Origin of the sequence: Burkholderia sp. AU39826 (genome assembly GCF_020419965.1) — a bacterium.
Lineage (GTDB): Bacteria > Pseudomonadota > Gammaproteobacteria > Burkholderiales > Burkholderiaceae > Burkholderia > Burkholderia semiarida.
Map to the genome: position 1 here is coordinate 103,883 of NZ_JAIZQG010000001.1, position 14,181 is coordinate 118,063.

A 14,181-nucleotide genomic window follows, 5' to 3' on the forward strand; every position below is an offset into this window, starting at 1 on the left:
ACCCGTCACAAGAAGTCACCACGGTGTGAACAGGTCACGCCGCGGTGACTGTGTACCGCCCGTGAAAGAGAATTCCGTCATGCCGCTGCCGTCCGCCGACGAATCCGTCGATCTCGATCAGCCGTGCCCGATCCGCGATGTGCTGGACCGCATCGGCGACCAGTGGAGCCTGCTCGTGCTCGAGGCGCTGTCGGGCGGAACGATGCGCTTCAACGAACTCGGCCGTACGATCGGCGATGTGTCGAACCAGATGCTGTCGCGTACGCTGAAGCGGCTCGAGCAGGATGGCTTCGTCAGCCGCACGCTGTTCGCCGAAGTGCCGCCGCGGGTCGAATATACGTTGACCGACCTCGGGCGTTCGTTCCTGACACCGATGCACGCGATGATCCGGTGGGCCGACGAACACCATCGTGCGATCTGCGCGTCGCGCCGTCGTGCGCGCGAGTCGGAAGAGGGCGTGAGTTGAGCGTGATACGTGGCGAACGAGCGGGGCGCGTGAAGCGTGGCGGATGCACTTGCATCGTCACGAAATCACTTCGCGATCCAAAAGATGTCGTCGAAATGGATAGCCCGGCGAAATGTTGCCCGGGCACCCGCTGCCATCGCGCATGATTCCGTGGCGAGGACGGCGCCGGCTCGCGCGCGCCGTTCCGCTCGGAACCTTCATCGGCCGGAGCCGGCTGCTGTTTACCGCCACGAACCGTCGACGTAGACCCACACGGGCCCCTGGCGGCGCCAGTAGCCGGGCACCCAGCGGCGCCCGGGGCGCCGTGCGACCCAGCGACCGGGCACCCATATATAGCGGCCGCGCTGCCAGCGCCAGTAGCCGTCCGTCCATATATAGCCATGCGGCCGTGGCGGCGGTGGGCGGCGGTCGCGCCGCGCGGCCGGCGGCGCGAAGGTCGGGCGATCCGCATGGGGCGGGCCGCCCGGTACGCGGTTCGGGCCGGATGGACGGTACGCGGGCGGGGCGGGCTGGGCCGAGGCGGCGCGCAGCCAGCCGGTACCCGCGAAGGCGGCGGTCAATCCGATGGCGCGCAGCAGCGAGCGTCGATTCATGGCGATTCCTGTTCAGTATTCGAGGTCGCCTTACATTAGCCTGCCGGTGCGCCCGGAGGGTTACACGGGCGGTCAAGGCTGTTACCGAGTGTCACGAAACGCCACTCTTTCCCTTTCCGACGGCTGACGGGATCTCGTCGTGGCTTGGGGCGTCGCTCCGGTTTGTGGGGCGGAGGGGCCGTTTGAGATGCCGGCTGGCCAATATTTGAGATTGAATTGGGTAACAATTACCGATTTTGGAGTGCCGAACCGAATCCGCTTGTTGTTTCTATGCAACCGTCAAGACGCTGACATGTAAGAATGGTGCGATGAAAGGCTCCAAAAAGCACTCGTCAAGAAGTCAAAAACAAACGTCAAAACAAATACTTATGAAGCCTCCCCACTTTCATTATTTCTAGTTCTGGAAAAGGTTATTTCTTTATTTGCGGATCGCTCCCCTAGGGTACACCCCTAAACTCACGGTTCCCAAACGGGCAACTATCCGGGCGCCGCCAGCAGGACCGATGGCGCTCCCGGGCGGTTGAGACCGTTTATGAACAAGGTCGCGAGACCTGCCTCTTTTTAGAAGGGAGCTCCACGAATGAACAAGACTCTGATCGTTGCAGCAGCTGCAGCATCGTTCGCTACCGTCGCTCACGCACAAAGCAGCGTCACGCTGTACGGCGTGCTGGACGCAGGCATCACCTACACGAGCAACGTCCAGCCGGCACTCGGCCAAGCTGGCAAGTCGCGTTGGGCGATGGGTTCGGGCATTGACCAGAGCCGTTTCGGCCTGCGTGGTTCGGAAGACCTGGGTGGTGGCCTGAAGGCAATCTTCACGTTGGAAAGCGGCTTCGGCATCGGTGACGGCAAGCTGGGCAACAACGGCGGCATGTTCAACCGTCAAGCATTTGTCGGCCTGTCGAGCCAGTACGGCACGGTCACGCTGGGTAAGCAGTACGACGCAACGCAAGACTACCTGGCGCCGCTGACGGCAACGGGCTCGTGGGGCGGCACGTACTTCGCGCACCCGCTGAACCTCGATCGCCTGAGCACGACCGGCGACGTCGCATCGAACAACACGATCAAGTTCACGAGCGCGAACTACGCTGGCCTGCAATTCGGCGGCACGTACTCGTTCTCGAACAACACGAACTTCGGCAACAACCGTGCGTACAGCGCAGGCGTTGCATACCAGTTCCAGGGCCTGAAGCTGGCGGGTGCATACTCGCAAGCGAACCTGGGTGACGGTACGAACGGCAGCGGCGCGACGTCGTCGGCAATCGGTGGCATCGCTAACCAAGGCCGCGTCCGCACGTACGGTGCTGCTGCTGGCTATGCATTCGGCCCGGCGCAAGTCGGCGCTGCATGGACGCAAGCACGTCTCGACAACAATGCAGTCGCTGCAGGTACGCTGCGCACCGACAACTACGAAGTCAACGCGAAGTACAACCTGACGCCGGCTCTCGGCCTGGGTGCTGCTTACACGTACACGAACGCAAAGATCAACAACGGCAGCACGCACTGGAACCAGTTCGGTCTGCAAGCTGACTACGCGCTGTCGAAGCGCACCGACGTCTACGCACAAGCTGTGTACCAGCGCGCAGCGAAGAACGGCATCGGCGCGTCGATCTACAACGGCAACAGCTTTGCTGACAACCTGCCGAGCTCGTCGATCAACCAAACCGCAGCAACGGTTGGTCTGCGTCACCGCTTCTAAGCGTGACGAGCGGGGTAACCCGCTTCGCAGCATCGAAAAGGCGCCTTCGGGCGCCTTTTTTTTCGTCTGTGGAAAGCGATGACGATAATCCGGATCGTCCGGATGCAAAAAAGCGAGGCACGGGCCTCGCTTTTTTCGTTCTGCGCGCCGTGTGACGCAGCATTGGCCGCCAGCGGCTCAGCGCGTGTATTCGCCGTTGGCTTCGGGCTGGAACACGATCTCGGCGATCTTCATCAGCTTTTCGGCACCGCTCGGTTGCATCACCTTGACCATCTGGCCGCGTTGCTTGCCCAGGAGTGCCATGCCGACGGGCGAGAACACGTTCAAGCGGCCGAGTTCGAGGTTGGCGGCGTCCGGATAAACGATCGTCCAGGTTGCCTGTTCCTGGGTCGCTTCGTCGAGCAACGTGATTTGCGAGTTCATCGTGACGACGTTCGCCTTGATGGCGTCGGGCTGGACGATATCGGCGCGTTCGAGCAGCGTGTCGAGCATCGTCTGGAAGCGCGGGTTGTGCTCGGCGTGCTTTTCGAGGCGAGCGACGTCGAGTTCGGTCAGCTGGTAAAGGCGTTGTTTCATGGGAGTTCTCCAAATGATCGGCAGGGGCAGGCGTGGCGTGCCTATGAGGATCGCCCGGAGCCTGTCTGACCTGGCTCCGGGGTGGAGACCGAGCGGTCAGATCAGGCGCCGGGCAGGGGCGAGCGGCGCCTGGGCCGTGCGTCGAGCGAGGGGATGCGCCGGCTGGCCGGCGCACGCGCGCACGCCGGCCGGGCCGGACGGCGAAACCGAAAGGGGCGTGAGCGCGTACATGGTGGACGGAATATCGACTGGCGAATAAAACCTTACGATTCTACAACACAACCTTCCGGGCAAGTGATTCGATTGTTGGCGTTTCGTCAGCGATTGTTGTGTGGATGAAGCAAGTTGCAACGCCTCTGTCTGAAAACCATCAGCGATTTTTTCCAGAAACGCAACGCTGTATATTCAAACTAAGGGTTTCCCCTTGGTTCTGCGGGCACTACACTAGACTCAATCGCTTCAGACAGTCCCCGTCGAGGCGACGTCAAAAGACAACATATTCCGGAGGTAAATCATGAAGTCGATCGTCTACGCAGCCATCGCCGCATCCGTCCTTGCCGCTCCAATTGCATCGTTCGCGCAGTCCGAGCAGGGGTTGACCCGCGCTCAGGTCAAGGCCGAACTCGTGCAACTCGAGCAGAACGGCTACAAGCCGGTGGCGAGCGATTCGCAATATCCGAGCGACATCCAGGCTGCTGAACAGCGTATCCAGCCGAACCAGCCTGCGCTCGCGCAGGCCGATACGAGCGGCTACGGTGCCGTGGCGACGGGTGCCGCACAATCCGGCCGCCGTGTGACGCGGGAAGCGCCGAATCCCGTGAATTCGGTTTACTTCGGTAACTGATCGAACGTTCCCCGGGTCTGCCCGAGCGCACCGCTGAATCGACGAGACGCGCGCTGCCCGCGCGTCGTTCGCCCGCAGGAGCAGAACCTCCGTCGCCGCATGCCGGCGGCTTTGAGCCCAGACGCTGACGCGTTTGGGCCTTTTTTCCTGACGCGAATCAGGCCGACGTGACGGTAGGCGTGCCGTGGATATAGTGTTCGAGTTGGCTGATCGTGAACTGCTGATCGGCAATCACGCTCTTCACGAGGTCGCCGATCGAGATGAGGCCGACCAGTTTGCCGCCGTCGAGCACGGGCAGGTGGCGCATCCGGTGCTCGGTCATCAGCGCCATGCACTCGTCCGTGGATTGTGACGGTTCGACGTAGCGCACCTTCGCCGTCATGATTTCCTCGACGCGGGTGGCTTTCGACGAGCGGTCCTGCAGGACGATCTTGCGCGCGTAGTCGCGCTCGGTGACGATGCCCGCGATGTCGTCGCCGTCCACGACCAGCAGTGCACCGATACCCTTTTCGGCCATCAGCTTGATGGCGTCGTAGACGAGATCGGTCTTCGTGACGGTGTAGATGGTACGGCCCGAATCCGGCTTGGCCTTGAGAATCTGCGCGACAGTCGTGCTCATTCGCTTTCTCCGTATGCAGGTCGATGCAGGGCAGGCGGGACGTGATGCGCGTCACCCGGTGAGCCCAGTATAGCCGGGCGGGCGGCGGCAGTCGCGTGACGTTTCCAGATTAGCGGTAAACTCCCGTCACGCACCATCCACACAACTCCTACATTCCTGAACGTTTCGATTGAATTCATGATGTCTTCGCGTCCCCAATCGCCCTCGCCGGGCAATGGCCAGGCCGACGAGTGCGTGACGCTCGTCGCCACCGCGTCGCTGCCTACGCGCTACGGTACGTTCACGTCATACGCGTTTCGCGTATCGGGCAGCGATGCCGAACATCTCGCGCTCGTGATGGGCGACGTGACCGGCGAGCAGTCCGTGCTGACCCGTCTGCATTCCGAATGCCTGACCGGTGACGTGTTCGGCTCGTACCGCTGCGATTGCGGCGAGCAACTCGATCTCGCGTTGCGCTACATCGCCGCCGAAAACCGCGGCGTGCTGCTATATCTGCGCGGTCATGAAGGCCGCGGCATCGGCCTGAGCAACAAGATCCGCGCGTACGCGCTGCAGGAGCAGGGGCGCGATACCGTCGAGGCGAACCTCGATCTCGGTCTCCCCGACGACGCCCGCGAATACGACTCGGCCGCCGCGATCCTGCGCATCCTCGGCGTGACGTCGGTGCGGCTGATGAGCAACAACCCGAAGAAGTTCGACACGCTCGTGAAGCACGGTATTCCCGTCTGCGAGCGCGTGGCGCTCGCGGTGCCCGTGCGCGAGGAAAACGAACGTTATATCCGCACCAAGCAAACGAAGTTCGGGCATTACTTCGAAGAAAACGAGTAACGAAAACAAGGGGTTCTGCGGAGCCCCTTGCTCCATCTGGCTCTCACACCTCAGAGTCTTTCTGACAAAGGGTTTGAGCCAAAGGTTGCGTTTGCCAGGTGCCCTGTCTGCACTTGACAAAATAGACGAAAACTTAGCACTTTGGCGTAACATTTTCCTACGCCAAACCGAAAAGCTACGCTGCGGTCTCGGCCTCCAACAAAAACCTACGCCGACCGCTGATGAGATTCGACGCACGCACCGCGAGCAAGCTGCCTGCGGGCCAACACATAACCTTTGACGGATGTCCGGGCCTCCGCTTCCAGGCCAGCGAGAGCCGTCGTTCCTGGATCTACCGATACGAATCCCCATTGACGACCGAAAGCGCTAGGTGAAGCTCGGCGAGTGGCCGGCTATGGGTTTCCCTGCGGCGATTTCTGAATTGGAGCAAAAGCGAGCGGAGCGTGATGCTGGCGCCAATCCTGCTGGTGCAAGGCGCGAGAAGCGTGCTGCGGTTGCCAATTCGCGCGCCGTCGACGCATACACCGTCAAGCAGGTGTGCTTCGACTATATATGCGGCTATCTGGCGTCGAACTGCAAGGACAAGGGTGTGATCGAGGGTTAGGCGAATATTCAAGGCGATGCTCGGCCTGATCGAGAACATTCCGGCCGCGTCGATAACTCGTGCGAAGGCGTTCGAATTCTTGAATTCCTGCCGCGCCGGCGCTCGCTGCGCGCCTCCGCATGCCTGACGGCACGCCGGACTGATGGCGAATGATCCTGCGCGGCAAGCTTCGCAGCAAGGGGCGCACGATCGATGGCGTCGTCACGGGCACGAAAAAGCGGGTATTGAGCGAGGATGAGATTGGCACGTTGCTGCGCTGGCTCCCGAATATGAGCCGAACGGTTTCCGACGCGATCACGTTGTATCGGTGGACGGGAGCTCGCGGCGGCGAAATCATTTCGATGGGGTCGCACGAAAACGCCGACGAGGCGGACAGCCTATGGTGGACCGTGCCGAAGGAAAAAAACAAGGACTCGTGGTGCGCGAAAGCAGGGTCAGTCTGCTCGCGAAAGAGACGTTTTCGGGAGCGTAGGTGATTTGCACGGGCGCTTCTTTTCAGGGACTCGAAGGGGCAAGCCGAACCAGGCTCGACAAGGTCTATTTGAGCTAGCAGCGTGCGGTCCGGCGACGCGGGGCGGGACACCAGCTTAGATGGCTGCTGTCCCGTGCGCTTAAAGTGCATCCGGTCGGACTTGTGCATATCCCGTCTGCAGGGATCAACGGGTATGTGCGAATTGTGCGCCTGAGCCCGCGAGTTACAAATCTTGCCGGACCTGGGTGTGTTTCAAAAATGAATGGAGCCGCTTGCTGGTAAAAAATATATTGCTGGAACGGACTTAACCCAAATGGTTCGAGTGCGATTGCACTGCAGCGGCGATTGTTGTTTTAAGGGGGCTTCAAATCTCGCGGATAGTGCCGTTATAGAGTGGACGGTGGGTAGCGAGCGCGCCGTAGGAAAGTGGGAGTTCGTCGCAGGATGTTCGGCAGCCGTCGCAGTAACGGGCTGGCCTCGCGTGATGTTGCTGCGCGACTCGCTCGTACCCTGTCGTGTTACCGAAAATAATGAACAACATCGAAGGTAGGGCGATGCAAAATTGGTTAGAGCAGTTGATCAGCGACGTCATTGAACGGCCGATAGAAGATGACGAACGTACTACAGCGACCACGTTCTTAGGTTGGCCGCGCAACCAGATTTTCCGCGACGTCATAGCAGGGGGGCAGGCGGACTTCGATGCGGCGATCGGACATCTGAGTGGATTCGACAGAGCGCGTCTGTACGCGAAATACAACCAGGGCCGACATCTCGACGAACTGCGCCATGCATTTACCCGGATGCGTGGCGAGCAAGGTGTTTCTCGGCCGACTGTGATCGATGTCGGATGCGGCCCCTTTACTGCAGGGCTGGCATTTGCGGCCTCATTTGGTGCACTAGAGCCGTTTCGGTATTTCGGTGTTGACCGCGCTCGGAGCATGCTGGATCTGGGCGAACTACTCGCCACGGGTGCAAAAGAGCGGGGTGCGTTCCACCCTCAGACGACCTGGACGTTCGGAAATGACCTAGACGATTTCGACTTTGGGCCAGTTCGTGGTGAATGGACGGTGGTCGTCGCCTCTTATCTGCTTGCGAGCTCGACTATTGACGTCGATGCGCTCGTGAGGGCGATCGAGGCGGCGCTCAAACGAATCGGACCGGGACCGGTCGCGGTACTCTACACGAATAGCGCAAATACCACCGCTCGTGCGAAATTTCCTGCATTTCGTGATGCACTTGTGCGAGGTGGCTTCGAAGTGTGGGCGGACGATATAGAGCGCTTCGTCGATACGGAGAAGACGCCCAAGGACCTGCACTACGCTCTGCTTTTCAGGGCGGCGCAAAACACTATCCCTATGTGAAGGACAATTCAATGAAGCTGCCGAAACTCGACGACCTGGTCGATGAGCAGATGCTTGTGTACGAGCATGATCCGGATAAAAACCTTTTCGTTGCGGGACCGCCCGGCTCGGGAAAAACTAGTCTGGCGGTGTTGCGGGCCAAGTTCTTGAAGGAACTCGACAAGAAGGTCCTGCTGGTGACGCGCAACAAGATGCTTGCGGCGCTGGCGGTTCAGCTCGATGGTGAAGGGCTGGAGGCAAGCACGATGAACTCGTTCATTAGCAAGAGGTATTACGCGTTGACCCAGCAGATGGTGCCGGAATTCTATCCTTTTGCGTATGACTGGCAGGCAGTGATCGACGCATGTGCGGCCATCGACGCGACGCCCGCGTGGGACCATCTCATTATCGACGAGGGGCAGAACCTGCCTGCCGGATTTTTCCAATGGGCAGTTCGCTTTGGTGGGCGAAATCTCACCGTTTTCGCCGACGAGGATCAAACCACGGATTCTCAGCGTGCGTCCTTGCGCGAAATTCGTGATGCGGGTATGCCCGCACCCATTCGCTTGCAGGCGAATCACCGGAACACAGCGGAGATTGCCGCTGTTGCCGAGCACTTCCATCGTTCACAGATCCTCCCGCCGGGAATCGTTCAGCGCCGTCGTGGAGGTGAGTTGCCGAGACTGGTTCGGTCTGGCAGTTGGGATGAGCTTGTCACCCTTGTGTCAACACGCTATCAGAATCGCGCGGAGGCGATCGGCGTCATTGTGCATCGTCGCGACGACGTGTTACAAGTGCGCGACAAGCTCAAAGCTGTACTGCCGGAAGGAACGCGCATTGATGCCTATGTTAGCGGCGGACAGGGGGCACCCGAGGATATTCGTCTGCTGGAGACTGGTATTACGGTGCTCAGCAGCGAGTCGGTGATTGGCCTCGAGTTCCATGCTGTATATTTACAGGATTTGTATCGCTCGCTTCCGTGTAGTTCATCGGAAGAGTTTCGTCGTATGTACATGCTGTGCGCACGTGCGCGCGACAATCTGACGCTGGTTGACGGTCCCGATGCGTTGACCGCCAATCAAGTTGCCGATTTGCCCGGCCCTGTATTACTTGCCAGATGACAAGAGAAACTTCCACACAGATGGACTGGCTATCGCCGAACGGCGAGGCCGATTACTCAAGAGGCGTGGCCGGTGGCGTCGCGCCTCGCTTGGTGTTGGCCCTCGACAATCGGGACTGGTTGCGCTTCCTTGTTGATGAGTGGTGGCCCATGCATGTTGACGCCAAGGGGGTATGCCTCGGTGTGGAAGCCGGCTGCGCCGAACCTGCTGGGGCGAGCGTAACCGTGATGGTGTGGATCGATTCGACCCAGCTTCCTGCATGGCCGGTTGCAATTTACGGCAATGGGCAGTGGCGTGACGCACCGCTCGACTCGATTGTAGCCGGGGACACGGAAGTTCGCTGGCCGGGACCGATCCCGTTGTCCGCAGTCACTGCTTTTTCGGTTTCAACCGACAAGGAGCGCGCCCGTCTGCTCGCGATGGCCAAAGGGTTCAGCAATGTAGAACTGCCATCACAGCCAATCGAAATCAGGACGCCTGCCTGGAATCCGCCCGCTCCGCATCAGGCGGCCCTTGAGAGGTTGTACGCTCCGCCAGTTCAATGGAACGCAATGCGCGGCGCAGCCGCGATGGCTCTCTGGGCCGTGCCAATGATCGATCCTTGGCTGGATGTGTATTGCGAGGCGTTGTCCACCGAGTCGTCGCGCGAGAAGGCGGCAACCGCGCTGGGTGCGCCATGGCTGGACGCGCCGCCTTGGATACGCGCGATAAAGGGCGACGGTTCGATGCCTCTATGGGCGGCAATTCAAGAAGTGCTTGGAGCAGTGAACTATCGGCAGGAATGGCGACCGGCGGACGTGCTGGATGCAATTGTGGACAGTGCAACGCACCTCGGGGCAGACGCTAATGCTATGTCGGACTTGCAGGTGCATACGCACGCGGTGCTCGCCGACAAGGCGGTGATTGATCTTCGGAGGGCTGAACGGGATCCATTGGGTCTCGCGTTGCAACTCGTCCTGCTAAGGCCAATGGCGGACCAGTTTGTTCGCTGGACCGACGATCTGCCGGCTATGCCGCCGGCGGTATGGTGGACTGGGGCAATACTTGCTGGACTGCTCACCGGAATACGCGATCTGGAGGCGCAATTTCGAGGGTCTGCTGTCTCTCGGAATCTGCTTGCCGTGCGGACATGGCATCTCGGGGCTGCGACAGAGGAGGTCAATCTGGTTTGGCCCGACGCGTTCGCCATGAAACCCTCCTGGGCCCTTAAGGGTGACCGGGTACATTTTCTTGACGCCGGGCGATTGTGGGCGGAGCGTAAGCCTAGCCGCCGTGGAGATTGGTTTCGCGCAAATTATGAAGATGAGGTGACCTATCGGCAGGCGACCGCTGTGGCAAGACGTTTGCACCCGTCTAGTCTGCGGCGCTGCTTGCGGATTTCCGATGCCGACCTGACCGTATTCGGTGATGGCAAGTTGAGCATGGATAAGGCCGGTCGACGGCTCAAGGTCAAGGGTGAAGTGAGCATTGCCCTTGATGACAAGGTATCGCTTGACTACGAACTGGATGTGGATCGGTTCAGGGACTGGATTGCGGTCGGCAGCGTTGCCGAGCGGCTACCGACAGTACCTGATTCGGGGCTGTCGGGACTTCGAGAACCGCCTTCCAGACCTTCCGTTTCCTCTGACACGCATGAGGCGGATGGCGCGAAGCAGATCGTTCGATTGCCGGATGATCCGCCGGGATTGTCGACAATGATTGACTTCATCTCGGCAGACGAAGAACGGGCGCTCATAACCCACATCGAGGCAGGGCAATGGTTCAATGATCTTTCGAGAAGGGTGCAGCACTACGGCTGGAAGTACGACTATCGTGCGCGGAACGTGGATCCTGCTTCCTATCTTGGACCACTTCCACAGTGGGCGGCAGATCTGGCGCAACGCCTAGTGCGGTACGGGCTGGTGAGCGAAGAGCCGGACCAGGTCATCGTCAACGAATATGTTGGAAGCCAGGGTATCGCGAAGCACGTTGATTGTCCTGGGTGTTTTCGCGGACCGATCGTAACGATCAGCCTGTGCGAATCGTGGGGAATGGTATTTCGAAGTCTTGATGCAGAGTGCAAGGTGGAGCGCGTGCTTCAACGTGGAAGTGCGGTCGTGCTGGATGGAGACGTGCGCAGCAGGTGGACGCACGAGATTCCGAAGCGAAAGAAGGAGAGGGCGTTGATTCGTGGGCGGCGAATTTCGATCACTTTTCGCAAGGTCGGACTCCCTGCCTCAAAGCCAAAGCGTAATGAGCGCCGAGCAACGAGGACTACATAAGTCGTCTTACGTCTGGCGCCGCGTGTGTGCGCCGGTTGTTGAGAATGTTCCTGTTCCCTAATGAAGTCGGGCGATACTTCGGTGCCGTATGCGCGTACCAGGCCGGACGTGACGAATGGGTAAGCCCGATCTTCGCCGGCCGGTTGCCGGACCTTATCGCCGGTCGCGATGGGCGGCCGGAGTGGAGGTTGGCTTCGGATGGGTGGCAAAAGGGACGTTCGTACTGGCCGGCCTGGCGCTGGTCGCATTGGCGGCGCTGACGGGCGACGTCGGCGCCGTGACGGACCTGCCGACGACCAGAAAGGGCTGGTTGTACCTGCTGCTGATACTGGTCGTGATGGTCGCGCTGATCATTGCGGTGCATCACTACTGGCTACGCCCGGCCAGCGTGCGTCCAGCGGGTTAGCCTGACATGGGGCGGGATATCGCCCCGAAAACCGTTCGGGCAATAAAAAAGCCCGCTGCTTGAGCGGGCTGAATCCATGTTTGGAGACATGGAGGAGACAGACGTAAATTTAAGGGAAAACCCGAACGCTTGCAAGCCCTTGTTGTATCCGCACAACTTGCCGCTGCGCAGCCCGCCCGCCGGCGGCGCGCGGCACGGCTTCATTCACACGCCGCCGGCCCGTGCATGCGCCGCAAACGCGCCGAACCGGTGTTGCGCGACGGGCAGCGCATATTTGCTGCGCATCTCCGTCTCGATCCATGCACACGCCTCACGCGCACAGTCAGTCAGTGCGTTCCGCGTCGCATGCCCATCGATGTCGTAGACGAAGCGCACGCCAACCTCGTCCTCGCCAACCTGTCGTTCGAGCTGATTGAGCTGCAGTTGCGGCCCGTGCTGTTGCGACAGCGCGCGAAGTTCGTCGAAGTGATATTCGAGCCAGTCGGCGAAGAACAGCGCGTCGCTGTGGCAGGGCAGGCGAAAAGCCGCGCTGCGCGACGGGCGTGACGCGATTTCGCCGGCCGCCGCATGCGGTTCGCCATCGACGGCGTCCGGCCGATCGACCGGCGCGAGCGGGTGCCGGATCCGCCGGTACGGAGCCCGATCGCGCAATGCGTGCCACAGCAGTTCGTCGCCGGCGGCGCCGGACGGCTGCATCGTCAGGTCGTGCCGGCCGTCGCCGGTCGCGGCGATGTCGCGGATCACGAGGCGCAGCGAGCACAGCGGCTCGTCCCCGACCAGCAGGGTTGCCGGGCGCGGCAGCCCGCATACGAGCGGCGCGGCGCCGGCGGCGCGAAACACGAGCCCGCGGCGGTCGAGCCGCACGAGCGGCAACGGCCTCGGAAACGACGGATAGGCGACCGTGATGCGGGCGCCGCCGGCGCCCGTCAACCCGGGCATCATCGCGCGAAAGACCTGAGACTGGTCCACGTTGGTTCTCCTTCGTTACGATGTCGTCTGGACGGAAACGCGTGTTCCGGCTCAGGCGGCGATAGCTTGCCGGGCGACCTGCCCGGGCTCGATGCCCAGTGCGGCAAACGTTTGCGGATCGATGTCGATCCAGCATGCGACCACCAGACGCCCGTCCACCTGCTTCGGCGGGCCGGCGCGGTGCGCGTGGATGCCGATCCGGCGGAACAGCCGCTCCATGCTCGCGAACGTCACGCCGATCAACTGCCGCGCGCCGAGCTGCGCCGCGCACTCGACGACGGCCGCGAGCATCGGGCGTACGGCCCATTCGGCGTTGCCGGGCCCGCCTTCGTCGTCGGTCGCCGCGAATCGGGACAGTTCCCAGACGGCGGCCGATTGCGGCAGCGGCATGTCCTCGGCGACCAGGTCGGCGAACAGCGACTTCAGCAGGTACGGGCGCGTCGTCGGCAGCAGGCGCGCGCATCCGCACATGTCGCCGGCGGCGTTTCGTGCGAACACGTAGACGGTATCGTCGCGATCGAACTGGTCGCGCTCGAAACTTTCGTTCGCCGACGGGAGCGCCCAGCCGAGCTGTTCGACGAACACACGGCGCCGATAGCGCCCTAGATCCGCCGCGAGTTCGTGTGGCAACCGCCCTTCCTCGTGAACGAAGGTCTGCATGGATGTCCTCGGATCTGTGCTTTTGTATGCGTGCATTACAGCGCGCGGCACGAGGAGCCTGTAACTGGTAACTCTTACAGGGTGGCGTCGATGGACGCCATCCGGGACGTGGTAACGGTTTCTTGATCGACGGGATTGAAAACCGGGCCGCTTTTGCTTATAAAGAGCGCCAGTCTTGCAATATCGTCAGAGGAATGCGCAGCCAGTTGTCACTGGAGCGTCGGACCGGCATGATAGGCGTCGTTGTGCCCGAGGAGGGCCGACGCGACCGCGGCGGGCCAGTCGATGGCGGCGAGCCGCGCGGCGAGCGCGGCGGCCGTGCGGAACATGCCGATGTCGGCACCCTTGGCGTCGATGGCCATCACGTTGCTGCGGACATCGCCGCCCGCGATCACGAACGTGCCCGTCGCGCGTTCGAGGTACCAGTCCCAGCCGACCGTCACGTACGCGACGCCGGCACCGGCCGCGCGATGCCATTCGGTATAGCCGGCGAGGCGCGCGTCGATCGCGTTGTCGCGCAGTTCGGCCAGCAGCGACGGGTCGAGGCCGCTCTCGACATGGTCGAGCACGAGGGCGGCCAGTGCGCTTTCTGACAGGCGTACGTAGCCGTCCGGGGACGGGCCGGGGACAGGGTGCAGCAAGGGTGAAGTCATGCGCGGAATGTATCAGCCTCGAAAGGGTGCTGGAACCTGACAAGTATGACAGCGTGACGTTGTCGGAGAA

The 14,181-nt window shown here is 61.3% G+C and carries 16 protein-coding genes; 10 read left to right on the forward strand and 6 right to left on the reverse strand.

The genetic code is table 11. From position 1 onward, the window contains the following. The first annotated feature begins 79 nt into the window (after positions 1–79). Positions 80–466, forward strand: coding sequence for a winged helix-turn-helix transcriptional regulator (locus tag LGM42_RS00510; RefSeq protein WP_226231278.1), 387 nt, complete (start codon positions 80–82; stop codon positions 464–466). 221 nt (positions 467–687) lie between these two features. Here LGM42_RS00510 and LGM42_RS00515 read toward each other — a convergent pair whose 3' ends face one another. Then, positions 688–1,059, reverse strand: coding sequence for a YXWGXW repeat-containing protein (locus tag LGM42_RS00515; RefSeq protein ID WP_081059151.1), 372 nt, complete (start codon positions 1,057–1,059; stop codon positions 688–690). A 580-nt stretch (positions 1,060–1,639) separates the two neighbouring features. Here LGM42_RS00515 and LGM42_RS00520 point away from each other — a divergent pair. Further along, on the forward strand, positions 1,640–2,758 hold the full coding sequence (locus LGM42_RS00520; protein WP_060310719.1) for a porin: 1,119 nt from the start codon (positions 1,640–1,642) through the stop codon (positions 2,756–2,758). A gap of 177 nt (positions 2,759–2,935) precedes the next feature. Here the strand turns inward: LGM42_RS00520 and LGM42_RS00525 are convergent, their stop codons facing one another. Continuing rightward, positions 2,936–3,334 carry a GreA/GreB family elongation factor gene (locus LGM42_RS00525; protein ID WP_226231279.1) on the reverse strand — a complete coding sequence of 133 codons (399 nt, stop codon included), beginning with the start codon at positions 3,332–3,334 and terminating at the stop codon, positions 2,936–2,938. Between the two features lie 514 nt (positions 3,335–3,848). Here LGM42_RS00525 and LGM42_RS00530 point away from each other — a divergent pair. After that, positions 3,849–4,178, forward strand: a complete 330-nt coding sequence (locus tag LGM42_RS00530; RefSeq protein ID WP_059584855.1) for a DUF4148 domain-containing protein — start codon at positions 3,849–3,851, stop codon at positions 4,176–4,178. Between the two features lie 157 nt (positions 4,179–4,335). On the opposite strand, the gene LGM42_RS00535 is transcribed toward LGM42_RS00530, so the two are convergent. Further along, positions 4,336–4,797 (reverse strand): CBS domain-containing protein, encoded by a 462-nt coding sequence (locus tag LGM42_RS00535; protein WP_012339746.1) that lies wholly within the window; start codon positions 4,795–4,797, stop codon positions 4,336–4,338. A gap of 177 nt (positions 4,798–4,974) precedes the next feature. On the opposite strand from LGM42_RS00535, the gene ribA reads away from it, so the two are divergent. The 7 genes from ribA (at position 4,975) to LGM42_RS00570 (ending at position 11,829) form a co-directional block, all read left to right on the forward strand. Next, the gene (ribA, locus tag LGM42_RS00540; protein WP_059584856.1) at positions 4,975–5,625 is read left to right on the forward strand and encodes a GTP cyclohydrolase II; all 651 of its coding nucleotides are present in this window, start codon (positions 4,975–4,977) and stop codon (positions 5,623–5,625) included. A gap of 370 nt (positions 5,626–5,995) precedes the next feature. After that, positions 5,996–6,229, forward strand: a complete 234-nt coding sequence (locus LGM42_RS00545; protein ID WP_226231280.1) for a hypothetical protein — start codon at positions 5,996–5,998, stop codon at positions 6,227–6,229. A gap of 149 nt (positions 6,230–6,378) precedes the next feature. Next, entirely contained in the window at positions 6,379–6,705 is a 327-nt protein-coding gene (locus tag LGM42_RS00550) for a hypothetical protein (protein ID WP_226231281.1), read from the forward strand. Positions 6,706–7,231: 526 nt separating this feature from the next. Then, the gene (locus tag LGM42_RS00555) at positions 7,232–8,062 is read left to right on the forward strand and encodes a class I SAM-dependent methyltransferase (protein WP_226231282.1); all 831 of its coding nucleotides are present in this window, start codon (positions 7,232–7,234) and stop codon (positions 8,060–8,062) included. A gap of 11 nt (positions 8,063–8,073) precedes the next feature. After that, positions 8,074–9,162 carry an AAA family ATPase gene (locus LGM42_RS00560; RefSeq protein ID WP_226231283.1) on the forward strand — a complete coding sequence of 363 codons (1,089 nt, stop codon included), beginning with the start codon at positions 8,074–8,076 and terminating at the stop codon, positions 9,160–9,162. Between the two features lie 20 nt (positions 9,163–9,182). Beyond that, positions 9,183–11,423: an alpha-ketoglutarate-dependent dioxygenase AlkB gene (locus LGM42_RS00565; RefSeq protein WP_226231284.1), complete on the forward strand. Its 2,241-nt coding sequence runs from the start codon at positions 9,183–9,185 to the stop codon at positions 11,421–11,423. 115 nt (positions 11,424–11,538) lie between these two features. After that, a complete protein-coding gene (locus LGM42_RS00570; protein ID WP_226231285.1) occupies positions 11,539–11,829 on the forward strand; it encodes a hypothetical protein in 291 nt (96 codons plus the stop codon). A 204-nt stretch (positions 11,830–12,033) separates the two neighbouring features. On the opposite strand, the gene LGM42_RS00575 is transcribed toward LGM42_RS00570, so the two are convergent. From LGM42_RS00575 to LGM42_RS00585, 3 genes are all read right to left on the reverse strand, one after another. Next, a complete protein-coding gene (locus LGM42_RS00575) occupies positions 12,034–12,798 on the reverse strand; it encodes a hypothetical protein (RefSeq protein WP_226231286.1) in 765 nt (254 codons plus the stop codon). Between the two features lie 51 nt (positions 12,799–12,849). Further along, entirely contained in the window at positions 12,850–13,458 is a 609-nt protein-coding gene (locus LGM42_RS00580; protein ID WP_059584865.1) for an acyl-homoserine-lactone synthase, read from the reverse strand. Between the two features lie 209 nt (positions 13,459–13,667). After that, positions 13,668–14,111 (reverse strand): DUF4902 domain-containing protein, encoded by a 444-nt coding sequence (locus tag LGM42_RS00585; protein ID WP_060310733.1) that lies wholly within the window; start codon positions 14,109–14,111, stop codon positions 13,668–13,670. Positions 14,112–14,181 lie beyond the last annotated feature (70 nt).

Bases quoted from the DNA above. Each gene is read 5' to 3' on its own strand.
- LGM42_RS00520 (WP_060310719.1), top strand. From the start codon at position 1,640: ATGAACAAGACTCTGATCGTTGCAGCAGCTGCAGCATCGTTCGCTACC.
- LGM42_RS00515 (WP_081059151.1), bottom strand. From the start codon at position 1,059: ATGAATCGACGCTCGCTGCTGCGCGCCATCGGATTGACCGCCGCCTTC.
- LGM42_RS00530 (WP_059584855.1), top strand. From the start codon at position 3,849: ATGAAGTCGATCGTCTACGCAGCCATCGCCGCATCCGTCCTTGCCGCT.
- LGM42_RS00535 (WP_012339746.1), bottom strand. From the start codon at position 4,797: ATGAGCACGACTGTCGCGCAGATTCTCAAGGCCAAGCCGGATTCGGGC.
- LGM42_RS00550 (WP_226231281.1), top strand. From the start codon at position 6,379: ATGATCCTGCGCGGCAAGCTTCGCAGCAAGGGGCGCACGATCGATGGC.
- LGM42_RS00560 (WP_226231283.1), top strand. From the start codon at position 8,074: ATGAAGCTGCCGAAACTCGACGACCTGGTCGATGAGCAGATGCTTGTG.
- LGM42_RS00580 (WP_059584865.1), bottom strand. From the start codon at position 13,458: ATGCAGACCTTCGTTCACGAGGAAGGGCGGTTGCCACACGAACTCGCG.
- LGM42_RS00525 (WP_226231279.1), bottom strand. From the start codon at position 3,334: ATGAAACAACGCCTTTACCAGCTGACCGAACTCGACGTCGCTCGCCTC.
- LGM42_RS00510 (WP_226231278.1), top strand. From the start codon at position 80: ATGCCGCTGCCGTCCGCCGACGAATCCGTCGATCTCGATCAGCCGTGC.
- ribA (WP_059584856.1), top strand. From the start codon at position 4,975: ATGATGTCTTCGCGTCCCCAATCGCCCTCGCCGGGCAATGGCCAGGCC.
- LGM42_RS00555 (WP_226231282.1), top strand. From the start codon at position 7,232: ATGAACAACATCGAAGGTAGGGCGATGCAAAATTGGTTAGAGCAGTTG.
- LGM42_RS00570 (WP_226231285.1), top strand. From the start codon at position 11,539: ATGGGTAAGCCCGATCTTCGCCGGCCGGTTGCCGGACCTTATCGCCGG.
- LGM42_RS00565 (WP_226231284.1), top strand. From the start codon at position 9,183: ATGGACTGGCTATCGCCGAACGGCGAGGCCGATTACTCAAGAGGCGTG.
- LGM42_RS00585 (WP_060310733.1), bottom strand. From the start codon at position 14,111: ATGACTTCACCCTTGCTGCACCCTGTCCCCGGCCCGTCCCCGGACGGC.